Here is a 16,521-nt window from a genome sequence, read left to right on the forward strand (position 1 = left end):
TGACAAACCGCTCAGCGGCAGCGCAAGATCGTTCATGGTGGGTGTGGTCTCCGGGAAATGGTTCGGATCGGCTTAAGCAACCAAATCCTACGTCATTTCAACGATCAGATCCCGAGCAGCCAGCCAGTATTCGACCGTCGCTGGCGCCTCCGCCCACTGAGGCCTTGTGCTTCCTCCAGCGAGTCAAGCCGATCACCATGCGTGTCGCCAGTTTTGGTGCTCACCCACGTGCCATTTGCGATCTTGTGTCGGTGAGAGCACCGCAAGCACCTCCCCTGCTAGAGGGCAAGGCGGCTTGCGTCGCCCGTGTTGTTACTATTCTTCGCTGTGGTCGGAGTTTTTTCCTTGGCTTCGGAATCGGGACATTCGGCTTTGCAAAAAAATAGGCCACCGTGGTCGATCGTCACGCCCCCGAGTTCGGCGGCACGATGGGACGACAACGGCAGCGCAAGCTCCATTTGCGCGAGGGGCTCGTCCCTTCAAATACTTGATGCATTTGCGCTTTGCGTACCTCCGTGCATGTTGCTCGATGCCAGGCGGAGACCTCTGTCTAAACGATCGCGCATCGATGCAACGCCCACGCGTAGATCGCCATCATCGCGGCGATCGCTTTGCCGCGATCGCCGCAGCCGTTTTCGAGCACGACAATCATGCCGGCGCTGTCGGCAGCGATGCGCATGCAAAAATTCACAGATGCATTCTGGCCAAATGCTAGCTGCCCAGCAAATGTCCGGCATTTCGCAAGGCCCCTAGGAAGAGACTGGCATGGCCGTTGGCATCGATCTTGGCCTGCATCGACAGGGGCATGCTGTGCCAGGTCTCCAAGGGCGCAATGAAATGTGAGAACGTACCGTTGACGATGCAATGGTGGGTAACAAGGCCCTGTCTGTCCAACGCCAGCACGCCGATCTGGTCGCCCTGATATCGGATGGCTGCGACCCGCTGGACCCCCGCATGACCGTCGACCCGCACGTCGAAAAGCAGGATGCCGCGGCTCCTGGTGGCTACCTCGGCGGCCTTTTCAGCGAAGCTTAAGGAGAGCGAGCGGACGCTTTCGACCGCCAGCTGTAAAACCATCAAATCCAGTTCATCCACTGCCATAAGGTACCTGCGCGCAACACATGGGTGATAGCAATCGACCACACCGCTTGTTCACAGATGTCGGTTCACGACCGATCATTCAGGCTGTTGCCGGACGTCCATTGACCGAGGGAGTGCTCCGGTTCGAACCGATCCTGAAGCGGAATGCGCTGGATCTACGGAACCCGAGGAGCAGGCCAGCCAAAGTTGCCGCGACAATTGATGTCGTGATCATTCCAGACATCTGCATCGGCGTCGCTGAACATCCTACTGGTAAGTTCGTTGTTTGCGGCAAGCCCATCCTTGGGCCGTCTAGTACCTGAAACCCTCGCGGTGGCGTCCCTCGAAGCTCGGGACCGCCGGGCGCTTGATCGTCGAGAACTTTGTTTACGAAGGTCGGGACCTCCTGCAGAGCTTATTCTGGTGCGCTCGCCTTTGAGCATTCCGCTGAAGCGTGACGTTTCGCTAGTCAGTGTTCCTTGCAGGCTCACCGCGAGGGCGCCTTGCACACAGCTGCACGTCAGCGCATGAAACTCGTCCCCCGTTCACTTCACAAAATGGATTTCCTGAAGTACTGGGAGCGCAGAGAAATCTCCGGTCGCAGCCTACCCGGTTAAAACAAGGACCCAAAAATGAAGACTCTCGTCGTCTGCTCCGGCGGATTGGACTCCGTTACCCTTGCTCACAAGGTGGCAGCGGAGCACGAACTCGCCGGCCTCCTATCTTTCGATTACGGCCAACGGCATAGGAAGGAATTGGGCTTCGCCGCCCTTTGCGCGGAGCGACTGAGCGTCCCGCACCGCGTCATCGACATCCACGAGATCGGCGGCGGCCTTTCCGGCTCCGCGCTGACCGATAATGTGGACGTGCCCGACGGGCACTACGCCGAAGACACGATGAAGGTCACGGTGGTGCCGAACCGGAACGCCATCATGTTGGCCATTGCCTTCGGCTTCGCCGCAGCGCACGGCGCTGAGGCGGTGGCGACGGCCGTGCATGGTGGGGATCATTTCATTTATCCCGACTGCCGTCCGGCCTTCATCGACGCTTTCCAGATGATGCAGGACCACGCGCTCGACGGCTACGCGGAGATTCGCATTTATGCACCCTATGTGAATCTCACGAAGGCGGACATTGTTAGGAATGGAGCAGCATACGGTACGCCGTTTGCGCAGACCTGGTCCTGCTACAAGGGCGCCGAGCGTCACTGCGGGAGGTGCGGGACCTGCGTCGAGCGGCGCGAGGCGTTTCATCTCTCTGGGCAGCCGGACCCCACCGACTACGAGGACTCCGACTTCTGGCTCGATGCGCTGCGAAGGAGGACCGCGTAATGTTCCGCATCACCAAGGAATTCCACTTCTCAGCCTCGCATCAGCTCACCTCGTTGCCACCCGATCACCAATGCGCGCGCCTGCACGGGCATAACTACATCGTTGAAGTGGAGCTTTCAGCGAATGGACTGAACGAGAACGGCTTCGTGCGCGACTATCACGATTTGGCGCCATTCAAACGCTACATCGACGAGAGCTTCGACCATCGACATCTCAACGACGTGCTGGGACATGAGCAAGTCACGGCGGAATATCTGGCCAGACATTTTTATGAATGGTGCAAGGCACGCCTGCGCGAAACCTCGGCCGTGCGTGTGAGCGAAACGCCGAAAACCTGGGCGGAATACCGGCCATGACCGATACGCATCCCGCAATCCGCGTGAGTGAGATTTTCGGGCCGACGATCCAGGGCGAGGGCGTGCTCATCGGTTTGCCGACGGTCTTCGTCAGAACCGGCGGGTGTGACTATCGCTGTTCCTGGTGCGACAGCCTGCATGCGGTGGACAATCAATTCCGCCATGAATGGGAGATGATGTCCATTGGCGCGGTGTGGCAAAACGTGCTTGCGCTTTCCGGTGGCCGCCCGCTGATGGTATCGCTGTCAGGCGGCAATCCGGCCATCCAGCCGCTCGGCGCGCTCATCGAGCGAGGCCATGGTGAAGGTTACCGTTTTGCGCTGGAAACCCAAGGTTCGGTGGCCAGGGACTGGTTTGCCGACCTTGACGTGCTAGTCCTCAGCCCAAAGCCGCCGTCAAGCCAAATGACGACCGATTGGGCCGCTTTCGAGGCGTGCCTCCAGGCGGCACAAGGCAGGCCGCAAGTCGTGCTCAAGCTCATTGTTTTCGACGAAAGTGACTACGCCTACGCGAAAGACGCCGCTGCGAGATTTCCGCGGCTTCCGATCTATCTGCAACCCGGCAATCACACGCCGCCACGCCCCGCAAATGAAGACGCGCCTGTCGACCTTGACGGAATATTGAAGCGCATGGAGTGGCTGGTTGATAGCGTGACCCGCGACAGGTGGTTCGAAGCCCGTGTGCTGCCGCAGCTGCACGTTATGCTCTGGGGTAACAAGAGAGCCGTGTAGCCTAGGCGCGCTTTTCACTGAAACTGCGCCGGCGGATATTCGGGTGGACGGGTTGTCCCACGCTTGACGGCGCTGCCGGGGTGCTTGCGGACTTCTGCCACCGGCACCAAGAGCGTGGCCAGCCGCTTACGACTCGGATTGTTGCCGAGGCTCGGTTTCGACGGGCGTCGGCCTGGCGCGAACCAATCAAAGGTCAGCGCGAGCTACGGGTGGATAGTATGGTGGTGCGATCCGGCGGCGCCTGCTGCAGCTGGCACGGTCCTTGCGGATTCTCGTTGCAAGGCCGAAGGGAGCTGTCGGCCGACAACCATGATCTGGCCAGGACGATTGTCGACTGCTTCCGATATAGAAAAGAGGCCGGACTCGACGTGGCGCTTTAGGGACTGCGAAATGGAATACGGCGCCGGAAGGCACGACCGGACGATATCGTTGCTATGCCAAGACACGTCTGGTCCGCTGGGAATCCTGTCTCGACACGACGGTCGCCGATCAACAATGAAAAACGTAGCGCAATCGGTTCACGATCGACTGAGAACCATGACCGTTCCTCTGCGGTGCTCAGACTGCCGCTGAGTGCCTGGCCGTTCCACTTTCGAAATATTTGTCGAACTTTGCCGCGATGCTCCTGACAAAGGGCCGGCTTTCCGCAGGCACGACGAAGCGGTCACCATCAAGTTCAAGCAACCGCGCAGGATCTTGGAGGGCCGTGGAACTCGCTCGGACGAGAAGTCTTTGGCCGGCTTTGCCAAAGCGCTCCACCAGTACGATCGCCGAGAAGCCGAAGTCACACATCAGCCGCTCGATGATCCAGCCGCGAACACGGTCGTCTTCGGAAAGCGCAATGCCGCGGACCGCAGCCAGCCCGCCGTCTTCGACCATGCGCCCATACTCGGCGGTCGAAGGCATGTTTTGTGCATAGCCTTGCCGAAACTGGCTGATGGACGATGGGCCGAGGCCGATCAATGTCTCGTAGCGGTCCTCGGTGTAGCCTTGGAAGTTCCGGTGCAAAGTCCCGGCGCGGGCCGCAAGCGCCAGCGCATCGCCCGGTTTGGCGAAATGGTCGAGGCCGATTGCTTCGTATCCCTGGTCCACGATCGCCCGCGCCGCGAGTTGCGATTGAGCAAACCGCTCCTCTGGCCCTGGCAGCCACGCCTCGTCGATCATCGTCTGATGTTTCTTGAACCACGGCACATGGGCGTAGCCAAAAAGCGCAATCCGATCCGGTTCCAGGGTCAGTGCCTGTGCAACCGTGGAGGCGACGCTCTCCCTGGTCTGATGCGGCAGGCCGTAGAGCAGATCGAGATTGACGGATTCGACGCCGCGCGAACGAACGCCATCAACAACCGTCTTGGTCTGCAGAAAGCTCTGCTCGCGGTTGATCGCTTTCTGCACCTTCGGGTCGAAATCCTGGACGCCGAGGCTCGCCCTTGTCATGCCGATTTCGGCAAGTGCATCGAGGCGGGCATCGTCCATATCGTTCGGTTCGATCTCAACGCTGATCTTTGCACCGGGCAGAAACGTGAAGCTGTTGCGCAGGACGGTTCCCAGCGCCACGATATCTTCCGGTTTGAGCATCGTCGGCGAACCGCCGCCGAAATGGACGGCACGCACGCGGCCCTTGCCTGCGACAAGACTGGAGACGGTTGCGATCTCGGCATGCAGTGAGCGCAGATATGTGGTCACTGGTTCGTAGTGGCGTGTCTGCTTGGTGTGGCAAGCGCAGAACCAGCAAAGCTTGTCGCAATACGGGATGTGCAGATAGAGCGAGATCTCATCGCCATCGTTGAGCGCCTGCAGCCAGCCACGACAAATTGCAGCATCAATGCCGGTATGAAAATGCGGCGCGGTCGGATAACTGGTATAGCGCGGGACGTTCTCGCCAAGTCTGGCAGCTAGCTCCAGTCGCATGTCGTGGTCCACCGTGTTTGCGTCGCCGGAACTGTGGATGCTTGGATGAGCCTAAGCCCTGATTTCGATCAACCTTCAGCACGGACAAACTGCCGCAAGGATTTTTCTACCGTCGATTGCTATCCTGCCCGCACTGGACCGGTAGAGCGATCGAATGACATTACGGCAGGACATTCACAGTTCCGGCATTCCCGTTCTTTGCCTGTCTTGCGAGGCACGGCACCGCGGTGTCTGTGGTGCGCTCGAACCGGACCATTTGGCTCAGCTCGCCAAGACGTCGTCGCGGCACAATATCGAGCCGGGGGTCGAACTGATCGGCGACGCCGAGGCGGTCGACTGTTATTCAAACCTGCTTTCAGGCGTGGTGAAGCTCACGAAGAGCCTTTCGGACGGCCGCCAGCAGATCGTCGGTCTCCAGTTCGCGCCGGATTTTCTGGGACGGCCCTTCAAGATGAAAAGCGCGATCAATGCGGAAGCGGCAACAGCTGTCTCGCTATGCTCGTTTCCGAGAGCGGCCATCGAACGGATGATGAAGGAATCACCGGAATTTGTGCATCGCCTGTTCAAGCAGGCGCTGAACGAACTCGACGAGGCACGCGAATGGATGGTGACTCTGGGGCGCAAGACCGCACCGGAGAAGGTGGCGAGCTTTCTCCTCCTGATCGCCCGGAACATCGATTCCAGTGTTGACCCGGCGGCTAGGTCGGCGTGCTTCGAGCTGCCGATGACGCGTGCCGACATCTCTGATTTCCTTGGAATTACAAACGAGACCGTGAGCCGTCAGCTGACCAGCCTGAGAATGGACGGCGTGATTCGGATCGAGAACAACCGCCGTGTCACCGTGGACAGCATGAGCCGGCTGGAACGGCGCTGCGGCGGCCGAGGCGCAACCGCCGTTTGAATGACACCGAAGCTGCATGGCCTACGTCACTTATTTCGTTCGGGGCAGGGCATGCTCGCGTTGGGCTTAGAAGAAGCCGCATAGCGACAGCCCGCTCTCCATCCGACCGCCTGAGCCAGGTGTGTTTCGGCCAACTCGTCGGCGAAGCATCCATCCTCGAGGTGCTCGACGTGCAATCGGCTGTTCCAGGCAGGATTGCACTCGGCCGAAGTCAATACGCCTCATACGCAGGGGAAAATCGCCGTCTCTCCGAACCATGAATGTCACGAAGGCAGCGCAACGCTGGCGCTGGATGTCCCAAGGCATTCACCCGGCCCGACCGGGGACGCGGGGCCTGTCCATAAGCGTGGCGGCCGGTGCTGCGCTTCCACATTCGATCGCCACAGTCTGATCGCACCGAACTCGATGCTGCTCGAAGCAAAATCGTGCGGCTCTGACATGGATCAGGGCGAGCAGGCCACGGCTGCGCAATAAGGCACTGCGGTGGCGCCCGCCGGAATTGGAAATCGGGGCTTGCGATGAAATTCGGCACAGAGATCGTCCTTCTAAGCCTGTTTGCGTTTGCGGCCCTGGTGGCTGCCGGCTTCGGCGCAGATGAACCTTTTCGCCGGCATATGTGGGTTTTGTTCTTCGCCGTGGCTGGCTTCACTACGATTCTGTTGCGCAACACGGAGTTCAAGCCGGCAGTTCCGATCGACCCGTCCGCCTACATGGATGGGCCGATCCGCTACGGTGCCATCGCCACCGTATTCTGGGGCGTCGTCGGCATGCTGGTCGGCGTGGTCATCGCCCTGCAGCTCGCCTACCCCGATCTCAACATCCAGCCCTGGTTCAATTTCGGCCGACTGCGGCCTTTGCATACCTCCGGCGTGGTTTTTGCCTTCGGCGGCAATGCACTCATCTGCACGTCACTTTATGTCGTGCAGCGGACCTGTCGTGCCAGGCTGTTCGGCGGCGATCTCGCCTGGTTCGTGTTCTGGGGCTATCAGCTGTTCATCGTCATGGCGGCAACCGGCTACCTGCTCGGTATCACCGAGAGCCGCGAATACGCCGAGCCCGAATGGTATGTGGACCTGTGGCTGACCATTGTCTGGGTCGCCTATCTCATCCTGTTCCTCGGCACGATCCTGAAGCGCAAGGAACCGCACATCTATGTCGCCAACTGGTTCTATCTTGCCTTCATCGTGACCATCGCAATGTTGCATGTGATCAACAACCTGTCGATGCCGGTCTCCTTCCTGGGCTCCAAGAGCTATTCAGCCTTCTCCGGCGTACAGGACGCCCTGACGCAATGGTGGTACGGCCACAACGCCGTCGGCTTCTTCCTCACCGCCGGCTTCCTCGGGATGATGTATTATTTCGTGCCCAAGCAAGCCAACCGACCGGTCTATTCCTACCGGCTGTCGATCATCCACTTCTGGGCTTTGATCTTTCTCTACATCTGGGCCGGTCCGCACCACCTCCACTACACCGCCCTGCCGGACTGGGCCCAGACGCTCGGCATGGTGTTCTCGATCATGCTCTGGATGCCCTCGTGGGGCGGCATGATAAACGGCCTGATGACGCTCTCGGGCGCCTGGGACAAGCTGCGCACCGACCCGATCATCCGTATGATGGTGATGGCCATCGCCTTCTACGGGATGTCGACCTTCGAAGGCCCGATGATGTCAATCAAGGCCGTCAACTCGCTCTCGCACTACACCGACTGGACCATCGGTCACGTCCATTCGGGCGCGCTCGGATGGGTTGGCATGATCTCGTTCGGCGCGATTTATTTCATGGTCCCGAAGTTATGGAATCGCGACCGGCTTTATTCGCTGCGGCTCGTCAACTGGCACTTCTGGCTGGCGACGCTTGGGATCGTCGTTTACGCCGCGGTGATGTGGGTCTCCGGCGTCATGCAGGGCCTGATGTGGCGCGAATACAACGAGCAGGGCTTCCTGGTCTACTCCTTCGCCGAAACCGTCGCCGCCATGCATCCCTACTACATCATGCGTGCCATCGGCGGCGCGATGTATCTGTCGGGCGCCCTCATCATGGCCTGGAACATCGCCATGACCATCCTCGGCTACCAGCGCGAGGAGGATCCGATGCCGCGCTCCATCCCCGCCCTCCAGCCTGTGCGATCAGGAGCCAGAAAATGGGCCTGACGGACAGACACGCGGTCATCGAGAAGAACGCCACACTTCTTCTCCTCGGGTCCCTGCTGGTCGTAACAATCGGCGGTATCGTCGAGATCGCGCCGCTCTTCTATCTCGACAACACCATCGAGAAGGTGGAAGGCATGCGGCCCTATTCGCCGCTCGAGCTCGCCGGGCGCAACATCTATGTGCGTGAGGGCTGTTACCTCTGCCACAGCCAGATGATAAGGCCGTTCCGCGACGAGGTCGAGCGCTACGGCCACTATAGCCTGGCGGCCGAGTCGATGTACGACCACCCGTTCCAGTGGGGCTCGAAGCGCACCGGGCCGGATCTCGCCCGGGTCGGCGACCGCTACTCGAACGGATGGCACGTCCAGCATCTCACCGAGCCGCGTTCGGTGGTGCCGGAATCGATCATGCCGAGCTACGCGTTCCTGAAGGACATGCCCATCGAGGTGAAGGATTTCTCGACGCATCTGATCGCCAACAGCCGTGTCGGTGTGCCCTATTCAGACGACATGATCGCTCATGCCAATGCCGATCTCATGGCGCAGGCCGATGCGAATGCCGACACATCGGGCCTGGAGAGACGCTATCCGAAAGCCAAGGTTGGGGACTTCGACGGCGATCCGCAGCAGGTCACCGAAATGGATGCGCTGGTCGCCTATTTGCAGATGCTCGGCACGCTGGTCGATTTCAGGACCTATGACGAAGCCGCCGGTTACCGCTGAGGAGAATGGCGATGACCTACAATTTCATGCGGGAGTTTGCCGACAGCTGGGGCCTGCTTGCTATGGCGCTTTTCTTCCTCGGATGCGTTGCCTTTGCACTTCGTCCCGGCAGCCGCAGGCAAGCCGAGAGAGCCGCTCACATTCCTCTCAAGGACGACTGATCATGGGCAGCGAGCATATCGACGAGGTTTCGGGTATCTCGACGACCGGCCATGAGTGGGACGGCATCAAGGAATTCAACAACCCGCTTCCGCGCTGGTGGGTCATCACCTTCTACATCACCATTGCCTGGGCGATCGGCTACACCGTCGTCTATCCGGCATGGCCGATGCTGACTTCCGCGACCAGGGGTGTGCTGGGGTATTCGAGCCGCAGGGACGTCAAGAATGAACTGGCGGCGGCCGAAGTGGCCAAGGGTAAATTTGTCGCTGCCATTCAGGCGAAGACCGTCTCCGAGATTACTGCCGACGATACGCTACGCGAATTCGCCGTCGCCGCAGGTGGCGCCGCGTTCAAGGTCAATTGCGTGCAGTGCCATGGCTCGGGCGCTCAAGGGTCCAAGGGTTTTCCCAACCTAAACGACGACGATTGGCTGTGGGGTGGCAACGCCGAACAGATCCAGCAGACGATTGCGCACGGCATCCGCTTCGCATCAGACCCGGATACGCGCCTGTCGGAAATGCCTGCTTTTGGCGACATCATCACGACGGATCAGATCAAGCAGGTCGGCGCCTATGTCGCAAGCCTCTCCGATCCTGTTCAGGACACAAGCCTGATCGAACTCGGCGCCAATGTTTTCGCCGAGAATTGTGCGGCCTGTCATGGTGAGAATGCAAAGGGCAACAGAGAGCTCGGCGCACCCGACCTGACCGACGCGATCTGGCTATACGGGTCTGGCGAAACAGCCATCGCCGCGCAGGTCCGCGCGCCGAAGCACGGCGTCATGCCGGCCTGGATCGGGCGTCTCGGCGAGATCAAGGCCAAGGAACTCGCGGTCTATGTCCATTCGCTTGGTGGCGGAGAATAGGTACGCAGCCTATTCTCGTCCTCCCCCCCACCGCCAAGCGACGAGGCCCGGCGCGAGCCGGGCCTCGGCATCATCCAGAAACCGATGGGTCGCTGGTGACTGGAGCTTCTCGTGCTCGATAACACGCAAATAGAACGGCTCGAAGCCAATGCGGTCAACTCCGCCAAGACCCGTCAGCCGCTCTATGCCGCACGCAAGAAGATCTTCCCGGCCCGGGCCTCTGGCAGTTTCCGCCGCTTCAAGTGGTCGGTGATGGCAATCACGCTGGGGATCTACTACCTGACGCCCTGGCTGCGGTGGGATCGCGGGCCATTTGCCCCGGACCAGGCCGTGCTGGTCGATCTTGCCAACCGCCGCTTCTATTTCTTCTTCATCGAGATCTGGCCGCAGGAATTCTATTATGTGGCCGGCCTGCTGGTCATGGCCGGTATCGGCCTTTTCCTGATCACATCCACCGTCGGCCGGGCCTGGTGCGGCTATACGTGCCCGCAGACCGTGTGGGTCGATCTGTTTCTGGTCGTCGAGCGAGCCATCGAGCGCGACCGCAACGCGCGCATCAAGCTCGATGCCGGTCCCTGGACTGCGCGCAAACTCGTGCTGCGAACATCGAAACACGCCATTTGGCTGGTCATAGGGGTGCTGACCGGCGGCGCCTGGATCTTCTATTTCGCCGATGCGCCGACGCTGCTTGGGGAACTCTTCACCGGCACCGCCGCCCCCGTCGCCTACATCACCGTGTCCGTGCTGACGGCGACGACCTATACGTTCGGCGGGCTGATGCGCGAGCAGGTCTGCACCTACATGTGCCCATGGCCGCGCATCCAGGCGGCCATGCTCGACGAGAATTCCCTCACCGTCACCTATAATGACTGGCGCGGCGAACCGCGCTCGCGTCACGCCAAGAGGGTCCTTGCCGCCGGGCAGCCCGTCGGCGACTGCGTCGACTGCAATGCCTGTGTCGCGGTGTGCCCGATGGGGATCGACATTCGTGATGGCCAGCAGCTTGAATGCATCACCTGCGCGCTCTGCATCGATACCTGTGACGGTATCATGGACAAGCTCGGCAGGGAGCGCGGACTGATTTCCTATGCGACGCTGGCCGACTACAACGCCAATATGATGCTGGCGACCCCGGGCGGCTCCGGTTCAGTCAACCCGTCACTGGTCAGGAACGCTGACGGCCTGTTCTCCGACAAGGTGGCCCGTTTCCATATCCGCAAGATCTTTCGCCCGCGCACCTTCATCTACATGGGCGCCTGGTCGGCGGTCGGTCTCGCGCTGCTCTATTCGCTGCTGACCCGCGAACGGCTCGAATTGAATGTCCTGCACGATCGCAACCCGCAGTTCGTGACGCTGTCCGACGGTTCGATCCGCAATGGCTACACCGTCAAGCTGCTCAACATGATCCCCGAACCAAGAACGATCATTGTCACGATGCAGGGCCTGCATGGAGCCGAAATGAGCGTTGTCGGCATCGACCTGCCGGCGGATCGCTCCTTTGCCATCCCGGTCGAACCCGACCGGCTGAAGATGCTCAAGGTTTTCGTGCGTGAGCCGGCAGATCAGGTTCGGGGTGCAGCGCAAAGCTTCAAGTTCCGGGTCGAAAACAAGGCAACGTTCGAGTCGGACGAATACACGGCCACTTTCAACGCACCGGAGATCGCCAGATGAGCGACACCTCGCGACAATCCCGCGAATTCACCGGCAGGCATATGCTGTTCACCATCCTTGGCTTCTTCGGCGTGGTCATAGCGGTCAATCTCACGATGGCGACGCTCGCCAACACGAGCTGGACCGGCCTTGTCGTCGAAAACACCTATGTGGCGAGCCAGCAATTCAACAAAAAGGCCGAGCAAGGGCGAGCTCAGGCAGCCCTCGGCTGGACTGGCAAACTGACCATCGCAGGCGGTGAGGTCCGCTACAGCCTCACCGATGCTGGCGGCAAGACGGTTGCCGTGCATGGCGTCAAGGTGCTGTTTCGTCATCCTGCCTACGAGGCCGAGGACAAATCCGTCACTCTTGCCGCTGCCTCCGGTCAGATATTCGCCGCGCACCACATCCCCAAGGATGGCGTCTGGATCGTCGAAATCGACGCCGATGCGAGCCTTGCGGAACCCTATCGCGACGTTCGCCGGATCGTGATTTCCCGCGGGGCGCTGCAATGAGCTGCTGCGCGCCAGGCGCCGAAATGGCATTGGACCTGGAAAAGGTCACACTGGTCCTGCCTTCTGCCCAGGAAATCAGACTGGCGAGCCGCTCGATTGGCGAAAATCTTCGCCAGACCGACCTCTCGGTGCCGGCTGTGCATTGTGCCGCCTGCATCCAGACGATCGAGACGGCGATCGGCAAGCTGGATTGCGTCGAAGGCGCTCGTGTCAATCTTTCGACGAAACGTGTTTCGGTCCGGTGGCGCGGCGACGAGGTTCCGCCATTCGTCGCCACACTTGGACGGCTGGGCTATGGCGCGCACCTGTTCGATCCCGAGGCTGATGGGAAGAACAAGACGCTCTCGGAACTGATCCGCGCCGTCGCGGTCGCCGGCTTTGCGGCGGGTAACATCATGCTGCTATCAGTCTCCGTCTGGTCCGGCGCGCAAGGCGCGACCCGCGACCTGTTCCATTGGGTCTCGGCCTTGATTGCCATTCCTGCGCTCGCTTTCGCCGGCGGCATCTATTTTCGCTCGGCCTGGAATGCGCTGCGCCACAGCCGCATGAACATGGACGTGCCGATCGCGGTCGGGGTATCGCTCGCTTACGCCATGAGCCTCTACGAGACGATCAACCATGGCGACCATGCTTATTTCGACGCGTCGGTGTCGCTGCTGTTCTTTCTGCTGATCGGCCGCACGCTGGATCACGTGATGCGGGAACGGGCGCGGACGGCCGTGAACGGACTGGCTCGGCTGGCGGCGCGCGGCGCCATGGTGCTGCGCGAGGATGGTTCGCGCGACTACTTGCCGGTTGGCGAGATCGAACCAGGAATGGAGCTCTTGATTGCGGCTGGCGAGAGGGTGCCCATCGACGGCAGGATCATTGGCGGGGCATCGGATCTCGACTGTTCCCTGGTTTCCGGGGAAAGCACGCCCAGAACGGTGGGCCCGGGGGCGCAGGTCCAGGCCGGTACACTCAATCTCACCGGTCCGCTGACCATCGAGGCGACGGCCGCCGCGAAGGATTCCTTCCTGGCCGAAATGGTTCGGCTGATGGAAGCGGCAGAGGGCGGCCGCGCCCGCCATCGCAGGATCGCCGATCGCGTCTCCGCGCTCTATGCCCCCGTGGTCCACCTCACCGCCTTTGTGACGTTCCTCGGCTGGATGGCGGCGACCGGCGACTGGCACCGGGCAATAACAATCGCCATCGCCGTTTTGATCATCACATGCCCGTGCGCGCTCGGTCTCGCCGTGCCGATCGTGCAGGTGGTCGCTGCGCGGCGGCTGTTTGAAAGCGGCGTCATGGTCAAGGACGGCTCCGCCATGGAGCGCCTGGCGGGGATCGACACGGCATTGTTCGACAAAACCGGCACGCTTACGCTCGGACTGCCAAGGCTGATCAATGCGCCGTCGATCGATCCGACGATGCTCGCCATGGCGGCCGAGATGGCAGCGCATTCCCGCCATCCCTTTTCGAAGGCAATCGCTGGCAATGCAGCCTTTGCCGGCCAGCCGAAACTCGCATCCGTCAGCGAGCATCCGGGCTTCGGCATCGAAGCCATCGCCGAGGGCAGTACCTGGCGGCTGGGTCGCCGCGGATGGGGTGAGTGGAAAGCCCGGACCGGCGGCGAAGGCAAACAAGGCTATGGCGGAACCGTTCTGACGAAGGACGGGGTCATTGTCGCGACTTTCGATTTCGAGGATGAGCTGCGTGCCGATGCCAAGGCGGCCATCGAGCAACTGAACGGCGCCGGCGTGTCGGTGGAGATGCTGTCGGGCGACACAGAAGCTGCCTGCGGCGAAGTCGCGGAAGCACTGGGCGTCGAGCGCTTCGTTCCCGCGTTGCTTCCCTCCGGGAAGGTCGATCACATCGAAGCATTGACGCGAACTGGCCACAAGGTGCTGATGGTCGGCGATGGGCTCAACGACACGCCTGCATTGGGCGCCGCACACGTTTCGATCGCTCCGGCCACGGCGGCGGATATCGGTCGCAACGCCGCGGATTTCGTGTTCCTGCGTAAAAGTCTTCTGGCGGTCCCACTTGCTTTAGACATTTCGCGGAAGGCCGGACGGCTGATCCGGCAGAACATCGCCATCGCGATCGTTTACAATGGCATCGCCATGCCGGTCGCCATTCTGGGGCACGTTACGCCACTGATCGCTGCAGTCGCAATGTCCGCCTCCTCCCTCCTGGTCATCGGCAATGCGCTACGCCTGCAAGGTTTCGTGTCACATGCATCGGTGCAAGATGCCCGACATGACAGGCGCTCCGACATTGGCGCACTGGCACAATCCTCATGAGGACGCTCGCCTACCTCATACCTGTGGCCCTGTTCCTCGGAGCGCTTGGGCTGGCGGGGTTCCTGTGGGCCTTGAGGAGCGGCCAATATGAAGATCTCGATGGCGCCGCCGAGCGGATCCTGATCGACCGCGACGAGCCACGCAGTTGACCCAGCCTGCCCTGCGAGGACTCGCTCGAATATTTTCCGCGGTTCCTTCGCGTCATGCCGATTTCGGCGCGCGACGGGTGCGAACGGATCAGCCAGAATACGTTGCCGAACTTTCGGCCAGGAAAGGGCCGCACCGAACGGGAAGCCGGCCATTCCATGATGACCTGACCAGACCATCGCGTGGCGATCGACCAGTCGACCGTGAACCCGCCGTTGCCGCGTTTATCGAGCCTGGTTGATCCACATCAGGGTTATCTCTTCATCGGCATGGTTTCATTAGCCATTTTTCAACGGAGAACGGATGTCTAACGGACGGTTAGGTCGCGTGGAGACGCTTGGGGAGATGAGCCGCAAACCGTGGATCGATTGCGATGCGTTCCAGTGCCCTTCGTCGCAGGTAGCCGACGCTATGGCGGCACGCTGATGGCCGGCTCTGTCGACAGATTCGACGTTATTGTCGTCGGAGCCGGGCCGGTCGGACTTTCCTTCGCCGCATCGCTTGCCCAGAGCCGACTCAAGGTGGCAGTGGTTGAACGGCAGTCGCACGAAAGCCTGGCGAATCCGGCTTTCGACGGTCGCGAGATCGCGCTGACCCACGCATCGGTTGGAATCCTTCGCGAGCTCGGCGCCTGGGATGCCATCCCCGCTTCGGACAAATCACCGCTACAAGGCGCGCGCGTGCTCAACGGATCGAGCCCTTTCGCCCTGAGCTTCGATTCTCCCAGCGGATCTGGGGAACCACTCGGAATTCTGGTCCCAAATTGTCGGATCCGCGACGCCCTGTTCAAGCTTGTCCACTTCCAGGATCATGCCCAGCTGCTGTGCGGCCGCTCGGTCGTCAATGCAACAACCAGCCACAAAGAAGCAGTCATAACGCTCTCTGATGGCAGGCAATTGGCCGCTCGGCTGCTCGTTGCAGCGGATTCGCGTTTATCCGCGACGCGCGACCTGCTCGGCGTTGGCGCCGACATCAATCGGCTTGGCAACTCCATGCTGATTTGCCGGGTGAGGCACGAGCGCGCCCATCTCCAGATCGCGGTCGAATGGTTCGATCACCATCAGACGATAGCGATGTTGCCACTCATGGAAGGCGTGTCGTCGCTGCTTCTCACTTTGCGCTCAAGCGAGGCCGACAGACTGCTTGCTGTCGACGACGATTTGTTCCTCATGGAATTGACGAGCCGGTGTCGAGGACGCTTCGGAGAGATGACCTTGGCAAGCACCCGCCATGCCTATCCGCTGGTCACGACCTGGGCGCACAAGTTCTGGGCTCCGAGTGCGGCACTGATCGGCGATGCTGCCCTCGGCATGCACCCGGTGACCGCGCATGGCTTCAACATCGGCCTCAGTGGCCAGAAGCAACTCGCCGATGGAATCCTGGCGGCATGTCGCGAGCGCCGCCACATTGCTGATCCCGACATGCTCGGCAGATACGAAAGCCGACTGCGCCTGTCGGCGGCACCGCTCTATCATGCCACCAACATGCTTGTCGGTCTCTACTCAGGCGAGCACCCGGCGGCACGGCTTGCAAGACATGCGGGGCTCCGCTTTGCCCAATATCTTCCCTTTGTCCGCCATGGCATTTCGGCCATGCTCAGGCGGTGAATCGGCAGATAGCCCTGCCGCTCTGGAACGCTGTCTCGGCGCGGCTTCCTTTTGTCTCTGACGTTGCCGATCCTGGCATGATTCGGATCAAGAAACGCGCGCGGACGAGAC

At 60.9% G+C, this 16,521-nt stretch carries 16 protein-coding genes; 13 read left to right on the forward strand and 3 right to left on the reverse strand.

Going from position 1 to position 16,521, the window contains the following annotated elements:
* Nucleotides 1-550: 550 nt before the first annotated feature.
* Nucleotides 551-679 carry a hypothetical protein gene (locus NKH30_RS29605; RefSeq protein WP_023722056.1) on the reverse strand — a complete coding sequence of 43 codons (129 nt, stop codon included), beginning with the start codon at nucleotides 677-679 and terminating at the stop codon, nucleotides 551-553.
* A 32-nt stretch (nucleotides 680-711) separates the two neighbouring features.
* On the reverse strand, nucleotides 712-1,101 hold the full coding sequence (locus NKH30_RS29610; protein ID WP_352835504.1) for a hypothetical protein: 390 nt from the start codon (nucleotides 1,099-1,101) through the stop codon (nucleotides 712-714).
* Between the two features lie 611 nt (nucleotides 1,102-1,712).
* Here NKH30_RS29610 and queC point away from each other — a divergent pair.
* Genes queC through queE form a run of 3 tightly spaced genes read left to right on the forward strand, consistent with a single transcriptional unit; the run spans nucleotide 1,713 to nucleotide 3,498 of the window.
* Nucleotides 1,713-2,411, forward strand: coding sequence for a 7-cyano-7-deazaguanine synthase QueC (queC, locus tag NKH30_RS29615; RefSeq protein ID WP_352835507.1), 699 nt, complete (start codon nucleotides 1,713-1,715; stop codon nucleotides 2,409-2,411).
* Nucleotides 2,411-2,767: a 6-carboxytetrahydropterin synthase QueD gene (gene queD / locus NKH30_RS29620; protein WP_352457393.1), complete on the forward strand. Its 357-nt coding sequence runs from the start codon at nucleotides 2,411-2,413 to the stop codon at nucleotides 2,765-2,767. Before queC ends, queD begins: the two co-directional genes overlap by 1 nt.
* Nucleotides 2,764-3,498, forward strand: coding sequence for a 7-carboxy-7-deazaguanine synthase QueE (gene queE, locus NKH30_RS29625; protein WP_352684181.1), 735 nt, complete (start codon nucleotides 2,764-2,766; stop codon nucleotides 3,496-3,498). The genes queD and queE overlap by 4 nt, the downstream gene beginning before the upstream one ends.
* Nucleotides 3,499-4,056: 558 nt before the next feature.
* Here the strand turns inward: queE and hemN are convergent.
* Nucleotides 4,057-5,406, reverse strand: a complete 1,350-nt coding sequence (gene hemN / locus NKH30_RS29630; RefSeq protein ID WP_352997730.1) for an oxygen-independent coproporphyrinogen III oxidase — start codon at nucleotides 5,404-5,406, stop codon at nucleotides 4,057-4,059.
* A gap of 154 nt (nucleotides 5,407-5,560) precedes the next feature.
* Here hemN and NKH30_RS29635 point away from each other — a divergent pair, with 154 nt between their 5' ends.
* From NKH30_RS29635 to ubiM, 10 genes are all read left to right on the forward strand, one after another.
* A complete protein-coding gene (locus NKH30_RS29635) occupies nucleotides 5,561-6,307 on the forward strand; it encodes a Crp/Fnr family transcriptional regulator (protein WP_352997732.1) in 747 nt (248 codons plus the stop codon).
* 518 nt (nucleotides 6,308-6,825) lie between these two features.
* Nucleotides 6,826-8,457 carry a cytochrome-c oxidase, cbb3-type subunit I gene (ccoN, locus tag NKH30_RS29640; protein WP_352997734.1) on the forward strand — a complete coding sequence of 544 codons (1,632 nt, stop codon included), beginning with the start codon at nucleotides 6,826-6,828 and terminating at the stop codon, nucleotides 8,455-8,457.
* A complete protein-coding gene (gene ccoO / locus NKH30_RS29645) occupies nucleotides 8,448-9,179 on the forward strand; it encodes a cytochrome-c oxidase, cbb3-type subunit II (RefSeq protein WP_352684177.1) in 732 nt (243 codons plus the stop codon). The genes ccoN and ccoO overlap by 10 nt, the downstream gene beginning before the upstream one ends.
* Before the next feature lie 11 nt (nucleotides 9,180-9,190).
* The gene (locus NKH30_RS29650; protein WP_023679629.1) at nucleotides 9,191-9,340 is read left to right on the forward strand and encodes a cbb3-type cytochrome c oxidase subunit 3; all 150 of its coding nucleotides are present in this window, start codon (nucleotides 9,191-9,193) and stop codon (nucleotides 9,338-9,340) included.
* 2 nt (nucleotides 9,341-9,342) lie between these two features.
* Nucleotides 9,343-10,206, forward strand: coding sequence for a cytochrome-c oxidase, cbb3-type subunit III (gene ccoP / locus NKH30_RS29655; protein ID WP_352997736.1), 864 nt, complete (start codon nucleotides 9,343-9,345; stop codon nucleotides 10,204-10,206).
* A 111-nt stretch (nucleotides 10,207-10,317) separates the two neighbouring features.
* Nucleotides 10,318-11,877, forward strand: a complete 1,560-nt coding sequence (gene ccoG / locus NKH30_RS29660) for a cytochrome c oxidase accessory protein CcoG (protein WP_352997738.1) — start codon at nucleotides 10,318-10,320, stop codon at nucleotides 11,875-11,877.
* Entirely contained in the window at nucleotides 11,874-12,371 is a 498-nt protein-coding gene (locus tag NKH30_RS29665; protein WP_352642228.1) for a FixH family protein, read from the forward strand. The genes ccoG and NKH30_RS29665 overlap by 4 nt, the downstream gene beginning before the upstream one ends.
* Complete coding sequence (locus NKH30_RS29670) at nucleotides 12,368-14,656, forward strand: cation-translocating P-type ATPase (protein ID WP_352997740.1); 2,289 nt, start codon at nucleotides 12,368-12,370, stop codon at nucleotides 14,654-14,656. The genes NKH30_RS29665 and NKH30_RS29670 overlap by 4 nt, the downstream gene beginning before the upstream one ends.
* Nucleotides 14,653-14,805 carry a cbb3-type cytochrome oxidase assembly protein CcoS gene (ccoS, locus tag NKH30_RS29675; RefSeq protein ID WP_352997742.1) on the forward strand — a complete coding sequence of 51 codons (153 nt, stop codon included), beginning with the start codon at nucleotides 14,653-14,655 and terminating at the stop codon, nucleotides 14,803-14,805. Before NKH30_RS29670 ends, ccoS begins: the two co-directional genes overlap by 4 nt.
* A 423-nt stretch (nucleotides 14,806-15,228) precedes the next feature.
* The gene (gene ubiM, locus NKH30_RS29680) at nucleotides 15,229-16,410 is read left to right on the forward strand and encodes a 5-demethoxyubiquinol-8 5-hydroxylase UbiM (RefSeq protein WP_352997751.1); all 1,182 of its coding nucleotides are present in this window, start codon (nucleotides 15,229-15,231) and stop codon (nucleotides 16,408-16,410) included.
* Nucleotides 16,411-16,521 lie beyond the last annotated feature (111 nt).

This window comes from Mesorhizobium sp. M1273, assembly GCF_040318195.1.
In the GTDB taxonomy this organism is placed as follows: Bacteria; Pseudomonadota; Alphaproteobacteria; order Rhizobiales; family Rhizobiaceae; genus Mesorhizobium.

Coding starts and splice junctions, on each gene's coding strand:
- NKH30_RS29605 (WP_023722056.1), bottom strand. CDS start 679: ATGCGCATCGCTGCCGACAGCGCCGGCATGATTGTCGTGCTCGAAAAC.
- NKH30_RS29610 (WP_352835504.1), bottom strand. CDS start 1,101: ATGGCAGTGGATGAACTGGATTTGATGGTTTTACAGCTGGCGGTCGAA.
- queC (WP_352835507.1), top strand. CDS start 1,713: ATGAAGACTCTCGTCGTCTGCTCCGGCGGATTGGACTCCGTTACCCTT.
- queD (WP_352457393.1), top strand. CDS start 2,411: ATGTTCCGCATCACCAAGGAATTCCACTTCTCAGCCTCGCATCAGCTC.
- queE (WP_352684181.1), top strand. CDS start 2,764: ATGACCGATACGCATCCCGCAATCCGCGTGAGTGAGATTTTCGGGCCG.
- hemN (WP_352997730.1), bottom strand. CDS start 5,406: ATGCGACTGGAGCTAGCTGCCAGACTTGGCGAGAACGTCCCGCGCTAT.
- NKH30_RS29635 (WP_352997732.1), top strand. CDS start 5,561: ATGACATTACGGCAGGACATTCACAGTTCCGGCATTCCCGTTCTTTGC.
- ccoN (WP_352997734.1), top strand. CDS start 6,826: ATGAAATTCGGCACAGAGATCGTCCTTCTAAGCCTGTTTGCGTTTGCG.
- ccoO (WP_352684177.1), top strand. CDS start 8,448: ATGGGCCTGACGGACAGACACGCGGTCATCGAGAAGAACGCCACACTT.
- NKH30_RS29650 (WP_023679629.1), top strand. CDS start 9,191: ATGACCTACAATTTCATGCGGGAGTTTGCCGACAGCTGGGGCCTGCTT.
- ccoP (WP_352997736.1), top strand. CDS start 9,343: ATGGGCAGCGAGCATATCGACGAGGTTTCGGGTATCTCGACGACCGGC.
- NKH30_RS29665 (WP_352642228.1), top strand. CDS start 11,874: ATGAGCGACACCTCGCGACAATCCCGCGAATTCACCGGCAGGCATATG.
- NKH30_RS29670 (WP_352997740.1), top strand. CDS start 12,368: ATGAGCTGCTGCGCGCCAGGCGCCGAAATGGCATTGGACCTGGAAAAG.
- ccoS (WP_352997742.1), top strand. CDS start 14,653: ATGAGGACGCTCGCCTACCTCATACCTGTGGCCCTGTTCCTCGGAGCG.
- ubiM (WP_352997751.1), top strand. CDS start 15,229: ATGGCCGGCTCTGTCGACAGATTCGACGTTATTGTCGTCGGAGCCGGG.